The following is a 14368-nucleotide window of genomic DNA, read 5'->3' on the forward strand; positions in this document are numbered from 1 at the left end:
CGTCCCGGCCGACGTCCGACCCGACCCGACCCGACCCGTTCCACCGGAGGAGGAGGCCCCCGTGCCCGACCCCTGGGAGTCCCTGCAGACCGCCGCCCTGCTGGGCACCGACCGCCGGCCGCTCCCCGCGCCCGGCCCGGCCGCCCCGTACGACGGCGCCGTCGACCGCGCCGACCCGGCCACCGCACTGCTCGAACTCGCCGCCCTGGAGACGGTCCGCCGCCGGGCCGGCGCGCTGCCCGCCCCGGCGGACGGCCCGCCCGCGGCGCCGGCCGCCGAGGACCACCGGACGGAGCTGCCCGCCGCGGCCGCCCGTCGGCTCTCGCTGCTGCTCTCCACCCGCGGCACCGGCGGGGGCGTCCTCGCCAACCTCGGCGAGCTGCTCCCGCAGTGGCTCGCCACCGCCCGCGACCGGGGCTACCGCGCGCCCGCGGCGAGCGTCCCCGCCCTGCTGGACGCCGCCCGCGCCCGCAGCGAGCTGCGCCCGGACGCGGTCGCGCTGGCCGGCCCGCTCGGCCGCTGGCTCGCCGAGCGCAACCCGGACTGGCGGTTCGTGCGGCGCGCCGCCCAGGCACCGCCACCGACGGCGGACACCGCCCCCGCCGAGGGCGACCAGCTCTGGCACGAGGGCCTGTTCGCCGAGCGGGTCACCCACCTCACCCTGCTCCGCCGCCGCGACCCGGCGGCCGGCCTCGCGCTGCTGCGCGGCACCTGGCCCACCGAGCGGGCCGAGGACCGGCTGCTGTTCCTGGACGCCCTCCAGGAGGGCCTCTCGCCCGCCGACGAGCCGTTCCTGGAGGCGGCGCTCGGCGACCGCAGCAAGAACGTCCGGGCCACCGCCGCCGAACTGCTCTCCACCCTGCCCGGCTCCGCCCTGGCCGCCCGGATGGGCGAGCGCGCCCGCGCCGCCGTCCGCCTCTCCGAGCACGGCACCCATCTGCTGGTCACCCCGCCCACCGCCTGCGACCCGGCGATGCAGCGCGACGGCATACCGCCCAGGTCGCCGACCGGACGCGGCGAACGGGCCTGGTGGTTCGGCGAGGTCATCGCCGCCGCGCCGCTGGCCCTCTGGTCGGCGCACACCGGTCTGACGCCCGAGCGGCTGCTCGGCCTGCGGGTCGGCGACGCCATCGACGAGACCAGCAGCACCTGGGCCGACGACCTGCGCGAGGGCTGGGCCCGGGCGGCCGTCCGCCAGCAGGACCCCGACTGGGCGCGCGCCCTGCTCGGCCCGCCGCCCGTCCCCGGTCCCGGGCGGACGGCCCGCACCACCGGTGCCCCGGCCAAGCTGCTCGCGGTGCTCCCGCCCGCCGAACGAGCCGTCTGGACGGCCGCCTTCGTCGAGGCGCACGGGCTGGGGGACGCCTTCCAACTGCTCGGGGCCTGCGCCACCCCGTGGACGCCGCCGCTGTCCACCGCCGTGGTCGGGGCCCTGGCCCGGGCCGCCGGTTCCGGGGCCTACCCGTGGAGCCACAGCGGGGTGCTCGGCATGACCGAGCGGGCGCTGTCGCCGGAGGCCGCCGGGGCGGTCGAGGAACTGGCCGCCGGGGCCGCGCCCGCCACCGCCTGGGGCGAGACCTTCGCCCGGCTGGCCGGGACACTGCGCTTCCGCGAGGCGATGCTCGCCGAGCTGGCGGCCTGACCCGGCCCGAGGCGCAGCGGGGCGAGGCGAAGCAGGGCGGGGCGACGGGGCCCGGGCGGCCGGGCCCGGCGGAACGGATCGGGGCCGGACGACGCGCCCGGCCCCGGCCCGGCCGTCAGCCGGCGGCGCGCAGGTTGGCCGTGACCCAGGCGACCACCTCGGTGGTCGGGGTGCCCGGGGTGAAGATGTCGGCGACACCCATCGCCTTCAGCTCGACGATGTCCTCGGGCGGGATGATCCCGCCGCAGAACACCTTGATGTCCGCCGCGTCCCGCTCCTTCAGCAGCTCCAGCACCCGCGTGCACAGGGTCATGTGCGCGCCGGACAGGATCGACAGGCCGATGCCGTCCGCGTCCTCCTGGATCGCGGTGTCGACCACCTGCTCCGGCGTCTGGTGCAGGCCGGTGTAGATGACCTCCATGCCGGCGTCGCGCAGGGCGCGCGCGATGACCTTGGCGCCTCGGTCGTGCCCGTCCAGTCCCGGCTTGGCGACCACTACGCGGATCGGTCCTGACACACCCATCACTGCCTCCTGGACCTCGTCGTCCATCACCCCGCCGGGCCTTGTGGGCACGGGGCGGGGTTAACGAGCAATAACCAACCTGAGGGGAGGTTAGCGTCACCCGTCCCGGTTGGGCCCGCCGCCCCTCAAGAGGAGGGGAAAATCACAGGCGCCCGCCGTCCCTCCGCTGTTCTACCCCGCAACCGCACGCCCACAGCCCCTTGACAACCGGACTTTTGTCCGGATGTCCGGCTTGCGGCTACAGTCTCGGTCGTTTACCCCCTCGCCCGACGACGCGCCCGAGGAGGCAGCCGCGATGGCTCCCGAAGCCGCACCTCGCCCGACCCGTGCGGAGCTGCGCGTCGCCGCCCGCGAGCAGTCCCGGGCCCAGCGCCGCGACGCCGCCAAGGCCGCCACCCGGACGGCGCTGCTGCGGGTCGCGCTGCCCTCGGTGGCCGCGCTCGGTGTCGCGGCCGCGGCCGCCTTCACCGTCCAGGGCGAGGCCGACCAGCAGCGGGCCCAGGCGGCCGGCCGGATCCCCGAGCAGACCACCGCCGGCGCCGCGGACAACGCCGAGGCCCAGCACGCCGAAGCCGCCCAGGCAGCCCAGCAGGCGCTCGCCGCGGCCGGCGCCGCCCAGGCTTCCCGGGGCGACGCCCGCCAGCCGCTCACCGGCACCCAGGCCGGGGCCGACCCCGCCGGGCAGACGGCCGCCCAGGCCACCACGACCGACCAGGCCCCGCCGGAGCGCCCCCGGATCGTGATGCCGGTGGCCCAGCACGGCCTGGGCGAGGTCTTCGGCGCGGCCGGCACCCACTGGGCGAAGCGGCACACCGGCATCGACTTCCCGGTGGACGGCGGCACCGCCGTCATGGCCGTCACGGACGGCACCGTCCGGACCCAGTGGAACCCTTCGTACGGCTACATGACGATACTCAAGATGGCCGACGGCACCGAGGCCTGGTACTGCCACCTGCGGTCGTACAAGATCCGCAAGGGCACGGTGAAGGCGGGCGACGTCATCGCCTTCGTCGGCAGCAGCGGCAACAGCACCGGCCCGCACCTGCACTTCGAGATCCGCCCGGCCGACGGCGGCGCCCCCGTCGACCCCCTGCCCTGGTTCCTCGCCCAGGGCCTCGACCCGCGCTGAGGCGGCGCGGGCCGAGCAACCCCGGCCGGCCCAGGCCCAGCTCAGACCCGGCCCAGCCCAGGCCAGCTCAGCCCAGCCCAGGCCGGCCCGGCTCAGGTCAGAGCTTCTCCACCGGCGCGTAGCGCAGCAGCAGCTGCTTGCGGCCCTCCGTGCCGAAGTCCACGGTGGCCTGCGCCTTGTCGCCGACCCCGCTGGTGGCCACCACCGTGCCCAGGCCGAAGGTGTCGTGGGTGACCCGGTCGCCGACCGCCAGCCCGACCACCTCGCGCTCCACCGCCGCGCCCGCACGACGTGCCGACTGCCCCCAGCCCGCCTTCGGCGAGGCCGCCGCCGTACCGCGAGCGGAGCCCCCGCGCGACGAACCGCCCGAACCGCCCGAACCGCCCGAGGACCGCCCGCTCCAGGACGACCCCGAGGAGAAGCCGCGCGCGGCCGGCGCCGGCGCGCCCCCCGTGCGCTTCCACTCCACCAGCGACTCCGGGATCTCCTCCAGGAATCGCGAGGCCGGGTTGTACGCCGGCTGCCCCCAGGCGCTGCGCAGCACCGACCTGGTCAGGTAGAGCCGCTGCCGCGCCCGGGTGAGCCCGACGTAGGCGAGCCGCCGCTCCTCCTCCAGCTCCTTGACCTGGTTGAGCGCCCGCATGTGCGGGAAGATGCCGTCCTCCATGCCGGTCAGGAAGACCACCGGGAACTCCAGGCCCTTGGCGGTGTGCAGGGTCATCATCGTGATGACGCCCCGCCCCTCGTCGTCCGGGATCTGGTCGGAGTCGGCGACCAGCGCCACCCGCTCCAGGAAGTCGGGCAGCGAGCCGACCGGCGGCGCGCCGTCCTCCCCCGCGTCCGGGCGCTCGCCCGGGTCCTGCTCGTACTCCAGGGCGACCGAGGCCAGCTCCTGGAGGTTCTCCACCCTGGTCTCGTCCTGCGGGTCGGTGGAGGCCTGGAGCTCGGCCAGGTAGCCGGTCTCCTCCAGCACCGCCTCCAGCACCGCGGCCGGGCCCGCCCCGGACTCGACGACCTGGCGCAGCCCGGCCATCAGCTCGTTGAACTTCTTCACCGCGTTCGCCGAGCGCGCGGCCATGCCGTACGCCTCGTCCACCCGCCGCAGCGCCTGCGCGAAGGAGATCCGCTCGCGCGCGGCCAGCGCGTCGATCATCGCCTCGGCACGCTCGCCGATGCCGCGCTTGGGCACGTTGAGGATCCGGCGCAGTGGCACGGTGTCCTCGGGGTTGGACAGCACCCGCAGGTAGGCGAGGACGTCCTTGACCTCCTTGCGCTCGTAGAAGCGCACCCCGCCGACGACCTTGTACGGCAGGCCGACCCGGATGAACACCTCCTCGAAGACGCGGGACTGCGCGTTGGTGCGGTAGAAGATCGCGACGTCCCCGGGCCTGGCCGCGTCCGCGTCGGTGAGCCGGTCGATCTCGTCGGCGATGAACTGGGCCTCGCCGTGCTCGTCGTCCGCGACGTAGCCGACGACCTTCTCGCCGTCGTCGCCGGCCGTCCAGAGCTTCTTGGCGCGCCGGTTGGCGTTGCGCTCGATGACGGCGTTGGCCGCGCTCAGGATGGTCTGGGTGGAGCGGTAGTTCTGCTCCAGCAGGATCGTGGTGGCGTTCGGGTAGTCCTCCTCGAACTGGAGGATGTTGCGGATCGTCGCGCCGCGGAAGGCGTAGATCGACTGGTCCGCGTCACCGACCACGCACAGCTCGGCGGGCGGCACCTCGGCGAGCCGGCCGGCCGCCGGGTCGACGAGGTCGCCGTCGACGGTGCGCTTCGGCGCGGCGGCGACCGCGCCGCCGCTCAGCTCCCGGACCAGCATGTACTGGGCGTGGTTGGTGTCCTGGTACTCGTCGACCAGGATGTGCCGGAACCGCCGCCGGTAGTGCTCCGCGACGTCGGGGAAGGCCTGGAGCAGGTTCACCGTCGTCATGATGATGTCGTCGAAGTCGAGCGCGTTGGCCTCGCGCAGCCGCCGCTGGTAGAGGAAGTACGCCTCGGCGAGCTTCTTCTCCATCGGGTTGGCGGCCTGGTCGGCGTAGGTCTCCTCGTCGATCAGCTCGTTCTTGAGGTTGCTGACCTTCGAGGTGAAGGACTTCGGCGGGTACTGCTTCGGATCCAGGTCGAGGTCGCGGCAGACCAGGGCCATCAGCCGCTGCGAGTCGGCCGAGTCGTAGATCGAGAACGACGAGGTGAAGCCGAGCAGCTTGGACTCGCGGCGCAGGATCCGCACGCAGGCGCTGTGGAAGGTGGACACCCACATGGCCCGGGCGCGCGGGCCGACCAGCTGCTCGACGCGCTCGCGCATCTCGCCGGCCGCCTTGTTGGTGAAGGTGATCGCCAGGACCTCACCGGGCTGCACACCACGGGCGCCGAGCAGGTGGGCGATCCGGTGGGTGAGCACCCTGGTCTTGCCGGAGCCGGCGCCGGCCACGATCAGCAGCGGCGAGCCGGCGTGCAGCACGGCCTCGCGCTGCGGGTCGTTCATGCCCTCCAGCAGCGCCGCCGGGTCGATCACCGGGCGGGCGGCGCCGTTGCGGTAGAAGGCGTCCCGCTCGGCCTGCGCGGCCTGGTCGGTCTGGAACAGCCCCTCGGGGATCGCCTCCTCGAAGGCGTCGTACGGGACGTCGTCCTCGTACGGCGGCGGCTCCTCGTCGATCGGCGGCGCGGGCTGCTTCGACCCGGCGGCAGGGGCCTCGAAACCGGGGAGCGGGAGGTCGTCAAAGAGGCTATTCATGGCAATGACGAGTCTATGGCCACCCACCGACAACCCCGCCCGACCCCCGCCCGGCCCCCACCCGGCCCCCGACCGAACGGGCGGGGCAGGGGCAGGGCAAGGCAGGGCAGGGCAGGGGCAGAGCGGCGCAGGTCGGCCGGCGGTCAGACCAGCCGGCGGGCGGTCGCCCAGCGGGTCAGCTCGTGCCGGTTGCTCAGCTGGAGCTTTCGCAGCACCGCCGAGACATGGCTCTCCACCGTCTTCACCGAGATGAACAGCTGCTTGGCGATCTCCTTGTACGCGTACCCGCGCGCGATCAGCCGCAGCACCTCCCGCTCGCGCTGGGTGAGCCGGTCCAGGTCCTCGTCCACCGGCGGGGTGTCGGTCGCGGCGAACGCGTCCAGCACGAACCCGGCCAGCCGCGGCGAGAAGACCGCGTCGCCGTCGCCGATCCGGAAGATCGCGTCGACCAGGTCGGTCCCGGTGATCGTCTTGGTCACGTAGCCGCGCGCCCCGCCGCGGATCACGCCGATCACGTCCTCGGCCGCGTCCGACACGGAGAGCGCCAGGAACTTCACGCCCCCCTGCTCGCCCATCAGCCCGGCCGAGCGCCGCAGCACCTCGACCCCGCCGCCGCCGGGCAGGTGCACGTCCAGCAGCACCACATCGGGCCGCGTCTCGGCCACCACCCGGACCGCGGACTCCACGTCGTCGGCCTCGCCCACCACATCGATGCCGGTCGTCTCGGTGCGCCCGATCTCGGCCCTCACCCCCGTCCGGAACATCCGGTGGTCGTCCACCAGGACGACCCTCGATCGGCGCTCCGGCGCTGCCTCAGTCATTGGCCCTCTCCATCTCCAGCTCGACCTCGGTCCCGCCGTCCGGCGCGGGCCGCACCCGTGCGGTGCCGCCGTTGCGCTTCATCCGGCCGAGGATCGACTCGCGTACGCCCATCCGGTCCTCGGGCACCGTGTCCGGGTCGAAGCCGGGTCCGTGGTCGCGGACGAACACCATCACAGTCCTCCCCTCGACCTCGGCGTAGACCTGGACCGGTCCCCCGCCACCGTACTTGGCCGCGTTGACGGTCGCCTCCCTCGCGGCCTGCATCTGGGCCGCGATCCGGTCGTCCATCGGGCAGTCGCCGACCACCACCACCTCGACCGGGACGCCGTGCCGGTCCTCGACCTCGGCGACCACCGCCCGCAGGCTCTCCGCCATGGTGTCCGGCGCCGCCTCGGCGACCGCCTCGGGGCGGTAGAGCCACAGCCGCAGTTCGCGCTCCTGGGCGCGGGCGAGCCGCAGCACCTCCTTGGGGTCCTCGGCCCGGCGCTGGATCAGGGTCAGTGTGTGCAGCACCGAGTCGTGCACATGGGCGGCGATCTCGGCGCGCTCCTGGGCCCGGATGCGGGCGGTGCGCTCGGCGCCGAGGTCCTGCCACATCCGCAGCCCGTACGGGCCCACCAGCACCAGCACACCCGCGAGCACCGCCAGCGAGGCCTCGACCACCGAGCCGATGGTCGATCCGCTGCCCTGGGTGGCGAGGAAGGCGATGATGCCGGCCACCACCAGCAGCACGCCCGCGCCGACCCGGGTGTAGGCGCCGCGCCGCTTCTCGCCCTCCTCCAGTCCGAACCAGCGCTGCCAGCGCGAGTCGTCGGCCTGCCGCCAGACCAGCGCCACGCCGACGCCGATCGCCAGCAGCGGCCAGGTGTACGGCTTGGCGGTCTGCACGTTGAGCGCGTTGAGCAGCGCGATCACGCCGATCACCAGCATCACCAGGGCGGCCAGCTGGCCGAGCCCGCCCTGCCGCTGGCCGGCGCCGGTGCCGGTGCCGGTACCGGCGGACGGGGTGCCGGCCGCCGGCGCCTCGCCCAGCTCGACGGGCTCGCCGCGGAGCGTGTGCTGCAGCACCTCGCGCATCCGGCCGATCCACCCGCCGCGCCGTCCGCCGCCCCCGCCCAGCTCCCCGCCGCGCCGTCCGCCGCCCTTGCTCAGCTCCCCGCCGCCCACCGCCGCGGAACCCACCGGGACGAAGGTGCCGTTGACGTACCGCCAGTGCGGGCCGCCGCCGCGCGGGGCCGGCTCGCCGATGCCGATCGGCACCACGAACCAGAACGCCGCGTACAGCAGCCCGCCGAGCCCCTGCGCGAAGAACAGCACCACGAAGGCGATCCGCACCCAGCTGACGGGCAGTCCGAGGTGCACGGCCAGTCCGTGCGCGACGCCGCCGAGCATCCGCCCCTGCGGGCTGCGGTACAGCCGGCGGTACGGCGGCTTCCCGTCACCGGGCACGGACGGGTCGGCACCCCCGGCCGACGCGGGCTCGGGGGCGAGGGAACGGGGATCGGAACCGGGTGCTGCCACGGCACCGATCGTTCCACGCGGGCGGACCCGCACGCATCAGGGTGGGGCCCTGACCCTTCTCAGGGACAAGTCAGGGTCCGAGCAGGGGCGGGACCGGTTGGGCCCGGCTCCGGCACCCACCAGGATGGTGACATGACCGAAGACCACCGCACCGAGGAGCTCCCCGAGGCCGGGACGGGTACCCGGACCGGCCCCGACCGGCCGCCGCTGACCCGGGCCGAGCGCCACCGCGTGGTGGCCGGCGTCTGCGGCGGCCTCGGCCGGCACCTGGACATCGACCCGGTGGTGTTCCGCGTCGTCACGGTCGTGCTCTGCCTCTCCGGCGGTCTCGGCCTCTTCCTGTACGGACTCGCCTGGCTGGTCGTGCCGACCGAGCCCGGCGCGGACGGCAAGGGCGGCGGGCGCTCGGGCCGCACCGAGCTCCAGCGGGTGCTCACCGGCCGGGTGGACGGCCAGTCGGTCGGCGCGGTGCTGCTGACCGTGATCGGCACCGGCGTCTTCTTCTCCTCGATGGGCGACGGCGACCAGCTGTTCCCGCTGCTGCTGCTCGGCGGGATGGTGTTCCTCGCCGTCCGCTACGACCCGGAGCGCCGGCGCGGCCGGATCCGGGGCCGGCGCAACCGCCGCCACGGCCACGGCTTCGGGCACCCGCACGCCCACGGCGCGGGCGACCGGACCGGCGGCCCGTACGACCGCTGGTTCCCGGACGCCGGGCCGTACGCCGGGGCCGCCGCGAGCGGCTACCGCTGGCCGCCGGAGGAGGAGGACGAGGACGCCCGCGCCCGGCACGCCCGGGAGCGGGCCGCCGGCACCGTCCCCTCCGACACCCCGCACGCCGGTCCGACCGGCTACCTGTGGGACCCGCGCCACCCCGAGCGCAACCCGTACGGCGGGGAGGCACCGGCACCGCCCGCACCGCCGGCGCCGCCGTACGGCACCCCGGCACCGCCCTACGGGACCCCGGCCCGGCCCTGGTGGCAGCGGGCCGACCTGCCGCAGGGCGACCCGCTGCGCAAGGAGACCCGCCCGACCCCGCCGCCCGCGCCGCGCCCGCCCGTGGTGGTGCACCGGCGCGAACGCTCCCCGCTCGGCCTGATCGGCCTGCTCCTGGCGGTGGGCGCGGCCAGCGCGGTCTGGTCCGCCTCGGCCGGCGGCGGGACCGCCGTGGCGGCCGGCAGCGTGCTGGCGACGGCGCTGCTGGTGATCGGTCTGACCCTGCTGCTCGGCGCCAAGTTCGGCCGGGCCCGCCGGCTGGTGGTCCCGGGTGTGCTGCTGACGGTCGCGCTGACCGCGGTCGGCCAGTCCTCGGTCTCGGCGCAGAACCTGCTCGGAGAGCGCTCCTGGACGGCCGTCACGGCGGTCGAGCTGGAGCCGAAGTACACGCTGGGGATCGGCTCGGCCCGACTGGACCTCGGCGGGCTCGACCCGGCCGGCGCGACCCTGGCCACCGAGGTGGAACTCGGCGCCGGGGACCTGACCGTGACGGTGCCGTCGGACGTGACGGTGAACGTACGGGCCGAGGTCGGCCTGGGCCAGGTCCGGGTGCCGGGCCTCGACGGCTCCGACGACGGCCCGGGCAAGCACAGCTACCAGGTGCTGCCGGCGAACGGACAGACATCCAAGGGAACGCTCGACCTCGCGCTGCGGATCGGGCTCGGCAACATCAAGGTGGTCCAGAAGTGAGGAAGCACCAGCTCGATCTCTTCTCGCTGATCGCGGGGGGCCTGTTCACCGTGATCGCGGTGCTCTACCTGGTCGCGGCGGTGAACGACGTCTCGGTGAACGGCCGGATCGTCATCCCGGTGACCTTCATCGTGCTGGGCCTGGGCGGCCTGGCCGGTGCGGTGGCGGCGGCGGTCCGCCGCTCCCGGCCGGAGGAACCCGGGCAGGACTGACCCCGGCGGGGGCGGTCCCCCCGGGGCCGGCCCCGGCCGGCCGTCAGCTCTCCGGCGGCCCCAGGCGCAGCTTGTCGCCCTCCTTGGTGACCCGGTACTTCGGCAGCGGCTTGGTGGCGGGCCCGTTCAGCACCGCCCCGGTCGCCGCGTCGAACCGGGAGCCGTGGCACGGGCAGTACAGCTGCCCGTTCTTCGGCGCGTCGACGACGCAGCCGGAGTGGGTGCAGACCGAGGAGAACGCGCAGTACTGGCCCGCCTTGGGCTGCACCACGTAGACCGCGTCCCCGCTGGCCGGGTCCTTGACCTGGGCCGAGCCGCCGACCGGGACGCTCGCGGCGTCCACCGTGACGGGCGGGCCGGCCGGCGCCGGGGCCGCGGGCTGCTTCGCCTTCGCGGCGGGCTCCTCCCGTCCGAAGGTGGCGGTCAGCGAGCCGGTGAGCAGCCCGGCCCCGCCCATCGCGACGGCCGCGATGCCGCCGTCCATCAGGGCCCGCCGCCGGACGTGGTCCTCGTGCAGGCCGCGGAGCCGGTCCCGGCCGGACCGCCGGGCGAGGTAGCCGTCCACCGACAGGTAGGGGGTGCCGGCCAGCAGCAGCGGCGTCCAGGCCATCAGGTAGACGAGGTCGTTGCCGAGGTAGTAGGGCGAGACGTTCCAGCTGACGGTGAGCCAGAGGCTGAGGCCGATCGCGGCCCCGCCGGCGGCGGCGAGCCGGCCCCAGAGGCCGAGCAGGGTGCCCAGGCCGACCGCCAGCTCGCCGAAGGCGACCAGCAGGGCGAACGGCGTGGGGTGGTCGAGGGCCGGGCCGAGCAGGAAGGAGATCGGGCTGGAGCCCTTGGCGGCGCGGGTCTGCGAGACGAAGGAGGCCGGGTCGCCGGCGCCGGCCAGGTAGTGGCTGTCGGAGAGCTTGTCGAGCGCCGCGTAGACGAAGGTGACCCCGAGGAAGAGCCGCAGCGGCAGCAGCGCGAGCCGCGAGCCGGCCGCCTTCCAGGCGGCGACCCGCCCGGTTCTGCCCGCCGGACCGGAACCCTCGGCGGCGCCCGGGGGCGGTCCGGCCGTACCGTCGCCGATGCCGGCGGCCGGACCCGCCCCGGCCGCCACGGAGCTGCTGGCCTCCGACATTCCCCACACCTTCCTCGCCGGCCCGTCACCGCCTGACAGGTCCGGACGCATTCTGCCCGGTCGTGAGCGCTTTCGGTGGGAGGGCCCACCCGCCGGGTGCCCGTGGACCCGGAACGACCGTGCCGCCGCGCCCCGGTACGGGAGCGGCGGCACGGTCGTTCAGAACCGGTTCAGGACCGGCCGGGGCGGGGAGTGCTCACTCCCACTCGATGGTGCCCGGCGGCTTGCTGGTGCAGTCCAGCACGACACGGTTGACGTCGGGGACCTCGTTGGTGATCCGGGTGGAGATGCGGGCGAGCACGTCGTACGGCAGACGCGACCAGTCGGCGGTCATGGCGTCCTCGGAGGACACCGGACGCAGCACGATCGGGTGACCGTAGGTCCGGCCGTCGCCCTGGACGCCGACGCTGCGGACGTCCGCGAGCAGGACCACCGGGCACTGCCAGATCTCGCGGTCCAGGCCGGCCGCGGTCAGCTCCTCGCGGGCGATCGCGTCGGCCTCGCGGAGCAGGTCCAGCCGCTCCTCGGTGACCTCGCCGACGATCCGGATACCCAGGCCCGGGCCCGGGAACGGCTGGCGCTGGACGATCTCCTCCGGCAGGCCAAGCTCCTGGCCGACCATCCGGACCTCGTCCTTGAACAGCTTGCGCAGCGGCTCGACCAGCGAGAACTGCAGGTCCTCGGGCAGGCCGCCGACGTTGTGGTGGGACTTGATGTTGGCGGTGCCGGTGCCGCCGCCGGACTCCACCACGTCCGGGTACAGGGTGCCCTGGACGAGGAAGTCGACCGACTCGCCGTGCTCGCCGGCCTCGGCGACGATCTCGGCCTGCGCCTGCTCGAAGACCCGGATGAACTCCCGGCCGATGATCTTGCGCTTCTCCTCCGGGTCGCTGACGCCCTTCAACGCGGTGAGGAAGCGCTCCTTGGCGTCGACGACCTTCAGCCGCACGCCGGTGGCGGCGACGAAGTCCTTCTCGACCTGCTCGGTCTCACCCTTGCGCATCAGACCGTGGTCGACGTAGACGCAGGTGAGCCTGGAGCCGATGGCCTTGTTGACCAGGGCGGCCGCGACCGCCGAGTCGACGCCGCCGGACAGGCCGCAGATGGCGCGCTTGTCGCCGACCTGGGCGCGGATCAGCGCGACCTGCTCCTCGACCACGTTGCCGGTGGTCCAGGTGGGGGCGAGGCCGGCGCCGCGGTACAGGAAGTGCTCCAGGACCTGCTGGCCGTGGTCCGAGTGCAACACCTCGGGGTGGTACTGGACGCCGTAGAGCCGGGCCTCGTCGTTCTCGAAGGCCGCGACCGGCACCACGTCGGTGGAGGCGGTGACGGTGAAGCCCTCCGGGGCCGCCGAGCAGGCGTCGCCGTGCGACATCCACACCGAGTGCTGGGCCGGAACGCCCTCGAACAGGGTCGAGCCGGTGCGCGAGACGACCAGCGGGGTACGGCCGTACTCCCGGGCGCCGGAGTTGTCGACGGTGCCGCCGAGCGTCTTGGCCATCAGCTGGAAGCCGTAGCACATGCCGAAGACCGGCACGCCGGCCTCGAAGATCGCGCGGTCCAGCTGCGGCGCGCCGTCCTCGTAGACCGACGACGGGCCACCGGAGAGGATGATCGCCTTCGGGTTCTTGGCGAGCATCTCGGCGACCGGCATGCTGCTCGGCACGATCTCGCTGTAGACCCTGGCCTCACGCACCCGTCGGGCGATGAGCTGGGCGTACTGGGCACCGAAGTCGACCACCAGGACGGTGTCGGTCTCAGGTACGGACTGGACGGGAGTAGCAGAGGACACAGACGGCCTTCCGGCAGCGGTACGAAAGGTGCCGCACGCGGCGCGCTCCTCGGGGGGTGGGCGCCGGGCGACAGGCGGGGGTCTGCCGTCGAGTCTACCGGGCCGGCCGGTTTCACTCGTCTGCCCGCCCCCGTGGCCGTGACCGCCCCGGCGGCCGGTTCGTTGCTCCGGGCGGACCGTACGACCGCGCCGCGTTCGCCAGACGCGTCACCACGCCCCGGCCAGGGCGCCCCGTACGGCAGTGCAGGACCACGCGTGGAGCTCAACCCAGTCCACCGGCGCGCGTGGCGCCGTCGCGGAACCGGCCAGACCGGGGAGCGGCGCGCCGTGGGACCGTGCGCGGGTGCTGCGGCCGGCCAGCAGGGGACAGCGAACCCGGCCGCGACTGGACCAAGGAGGTGGGGCGGTCGGCCGCCGGGGACGCCCGGAGCCGGCCGCCGCACCCGGCGCGATCCCGGCGCACCCCCGTCCCCGCACCCGCGCCGCTACGCGCGTCTCTGTGCGCTCCGACCGGCGCCGCTACACACCGTGATCACCGGCACCGGCCTGCCCTCGCCTCGTCCGGCCCCGGCCGGACCGCCCCGGCCCGGCCCGACGACCGGCCCGACCGGAAACGGCCTGTACCGAATCATGCCGAATCGGTTGCAGAGCAAGCCCTTCGTCCAGCACGATGCTGCATGGAAGAGGTTCTCCCGACGGCCTGAGCGCCATCCGCGGAGTGCCGGTCGTTGCCGCCGAGACCTGCGGTGGCAACGATTATCACCTCACGCTCCGTGAGCGAAGGCTCGACGCAAGCATGCGCCCGGGACCACCGCCACGGCCTTGTGCGCCCGCGCGCCGGCCCACCCCGCCGGAGCCGGGGTGACGCGCGACCCATCGACCGCTTGACCGGACGGCGTTCCTCCCCCGGCGCCGTCACCCCAGCACCGGCGCGCCCTGACGCCGGGTGCTGAGCGACAAAGGGCCCCGTTCCCCCGCGGGGCCCTTTGCCCTGTCCGGGGTCCGTTCCCGGTCGGCTCCCTGTCCCGGTCGGCTTTCTGTTCCGGCCAGGCCGGCGGGGGGGGGGGGGGCCCCCGCCCCCGGGGCGGCCGCGGGCCCCCCCGCCCCCCCCGCCGGGCCGGGCCGCCCCGTCCGCCGGCGCCGTCGACCGCGCCGACCCGGCCACCGCACGGCTCGAACTCGCCGCCCTGGAG

At 74.9% G+C, this 14368-nt stretch carries 10 protein-coding genes and 1 pseudogene; 4 read left to right on the plus strand and 7 right to left on the minus strand.

Annotated elements, in window-relative coordinates; translation table 11 throughout:
* The first annotated feature begins 61 nt into the window (after positions 1-61).
* Positions 62-1642 carry a DUF5691 domain-containing protein gene (locus SM793_RS02070; protein ID WP_320436231.1) on the plus strand — a complete coding sequence of 527 codons (1581 nt, stop codon included), beginning with the start codon at positions 62-64 and terminating at the stop codon, positions 1640-1642.
* Between the two features lie 115 nt (positions 1643-1757).
* Here the strand turns inward: SM793_RS02070 and SM793_RS02075 are convergent, their stop codons facing one another.
* Positions 1758-2165 (minus strand): cobalamin B12-binding domain-containing protein, encoded by a 408-nt coding sequence (locus tag SM793_RS02075; RefSeq protein WP_320436245.1) that lies wholly within the window; start codon positions 2163-2165, stop codon positions 1758-1760.
* A 295-nt stretch (positions 2166-2460) separates the two neighbouring features.
* Here SM793_RS02075 and SM793_RS02080 point away from each other — a divergent pair, with 295 nt between their 5' ends.
* Positions 2461-3294 carry a M23 family metallopeptidase gene (locus tag SM793_RS02080; protein ID WP_320436232.1) on the plus strand — a complete coding sequence of 278 codons (834 nt, stop codon included), beginning with the start codon at positions 2461-2463 and terminating at the stop codon, positions 3292-3294.
* A gap of 97 nt (positions 3295-3391) precedes the next feature.
* On the opposite strand, the gene pcrA is transcribed toward SM793_RS02080, so the two are convergent.
* From pcrA to SM793_RS02095, 3 genes are all read right to left on the minus strand, one after another.
* Complete coding sequence (gene pcrA, locus SM793_RS02085) at positions 3392-6025, minus strand: DNA helicase PcrA (protein WP_320436233.1); 2634 nt, start codon at positions 6023-6025, stop codon at positions 3392-3394.
* 143 nt (positions 6026-6168) lie between these two features.
* Positions 6169-6846 carry a response regulator transcription factor gene (locus SM793_RS02090; RefSeq protein ID WP_320436234.1) on the minus strand — a complete coding sequence of 226 codons (678 nt, stop codon included), beginning with the start codon at positions 6844-6846 and terminating at the stop codon, positions 6169-6171.
* Positions 6839-8368, minus strand: a complete 1530-nt coding sequence (locus SM793_RS02095) for a PspC domain-containing protein (protein WP_413815851.1) — start codon at positions 8366-8368, stop codon at positions 6839-6841. The genes SM793_RS02090 and SM793_RS02095 overlap by 8 nt, the downstream gene beginning before the upstream one ends.
* Before the next feature lie 132 nt (positions 8369-8500).
* Between SM793_RS02095 and SM793_RS02100 the strand changes: the two genes are divergently transcribed.
* Positions 8501-10051 (plus strand): PspC domain-containing protein, encoded by a 1551-nt coding sequence (locus tag SM793_RS02100; RefSeq protein WP_320436235.1) that lies wholly within the window; start codon positions 8501-8503, stop codon positions 10049-10051.
* A complete protein-coding gene (locus SM793_RS02105; RefSeq protein ID WP_320436236.1) occupies positions 10048-10263 on the plus strand; it encodes a hypothetical protein in 216 nt (71 codons plus the stop codon). Before SM793_RS02100 ends, SM793_RS02105 begins: the two co-directional genes overlap by 4 nt.
* A 43-nt stretch (positions 10264-10306) precedes the next feature.
* On the opposite strand, the gene SM793_RS02110 is transcribed toward SM793_RS02105, so the two are convergent.
* From SM793_RS02110 to guaA, 3 genes and pseudogenes are all read right to left on the minus strand, one after another.
* A complete protein-coding gene (locus tag SM793_RS02110) occupies positions 10307-10747 on the minus strand; it encodes a Rieske (2Fe-2S) protein (RefSeq protein WP_320436247.1) in 441 nt (146 codons plus the stop codon).
* Between the two features lie 48 nt (positions 10748-10795).
* Positions 10796-11383: pseudogene (locus tag SM793_RS02115) on the minus strand (DoxX family membrane protein); the annotation flags it as partial.
* A gap of 196 nt (positions 11384-11579) precedes the next feature.
* Positions 11580-13175 carry a glutamine-hydrolyzing GMP synthase gene (guaA, locus tag SM793_RS02120; RefSeq protein WP_320436237.1) on the minus strand — a complete coding sequence of 532 codons (1596 nt, stop codon included), beginning with the start codon at positions 13173-13175 and terminating at the stop codon, positions 11580-11582.
* Positions 13176-14368: the final 1193 nt, after the last annotated feature.

The organism is Kitasatospora purpeofusca (assembly GCF_034043715.1).
GTDB lineage: Bacteria > Actinomycetota > Actinomycetes > Streptomycetales > Streptomycetaceae > Kitasatospora > Kitasatospora purpeofusca_A.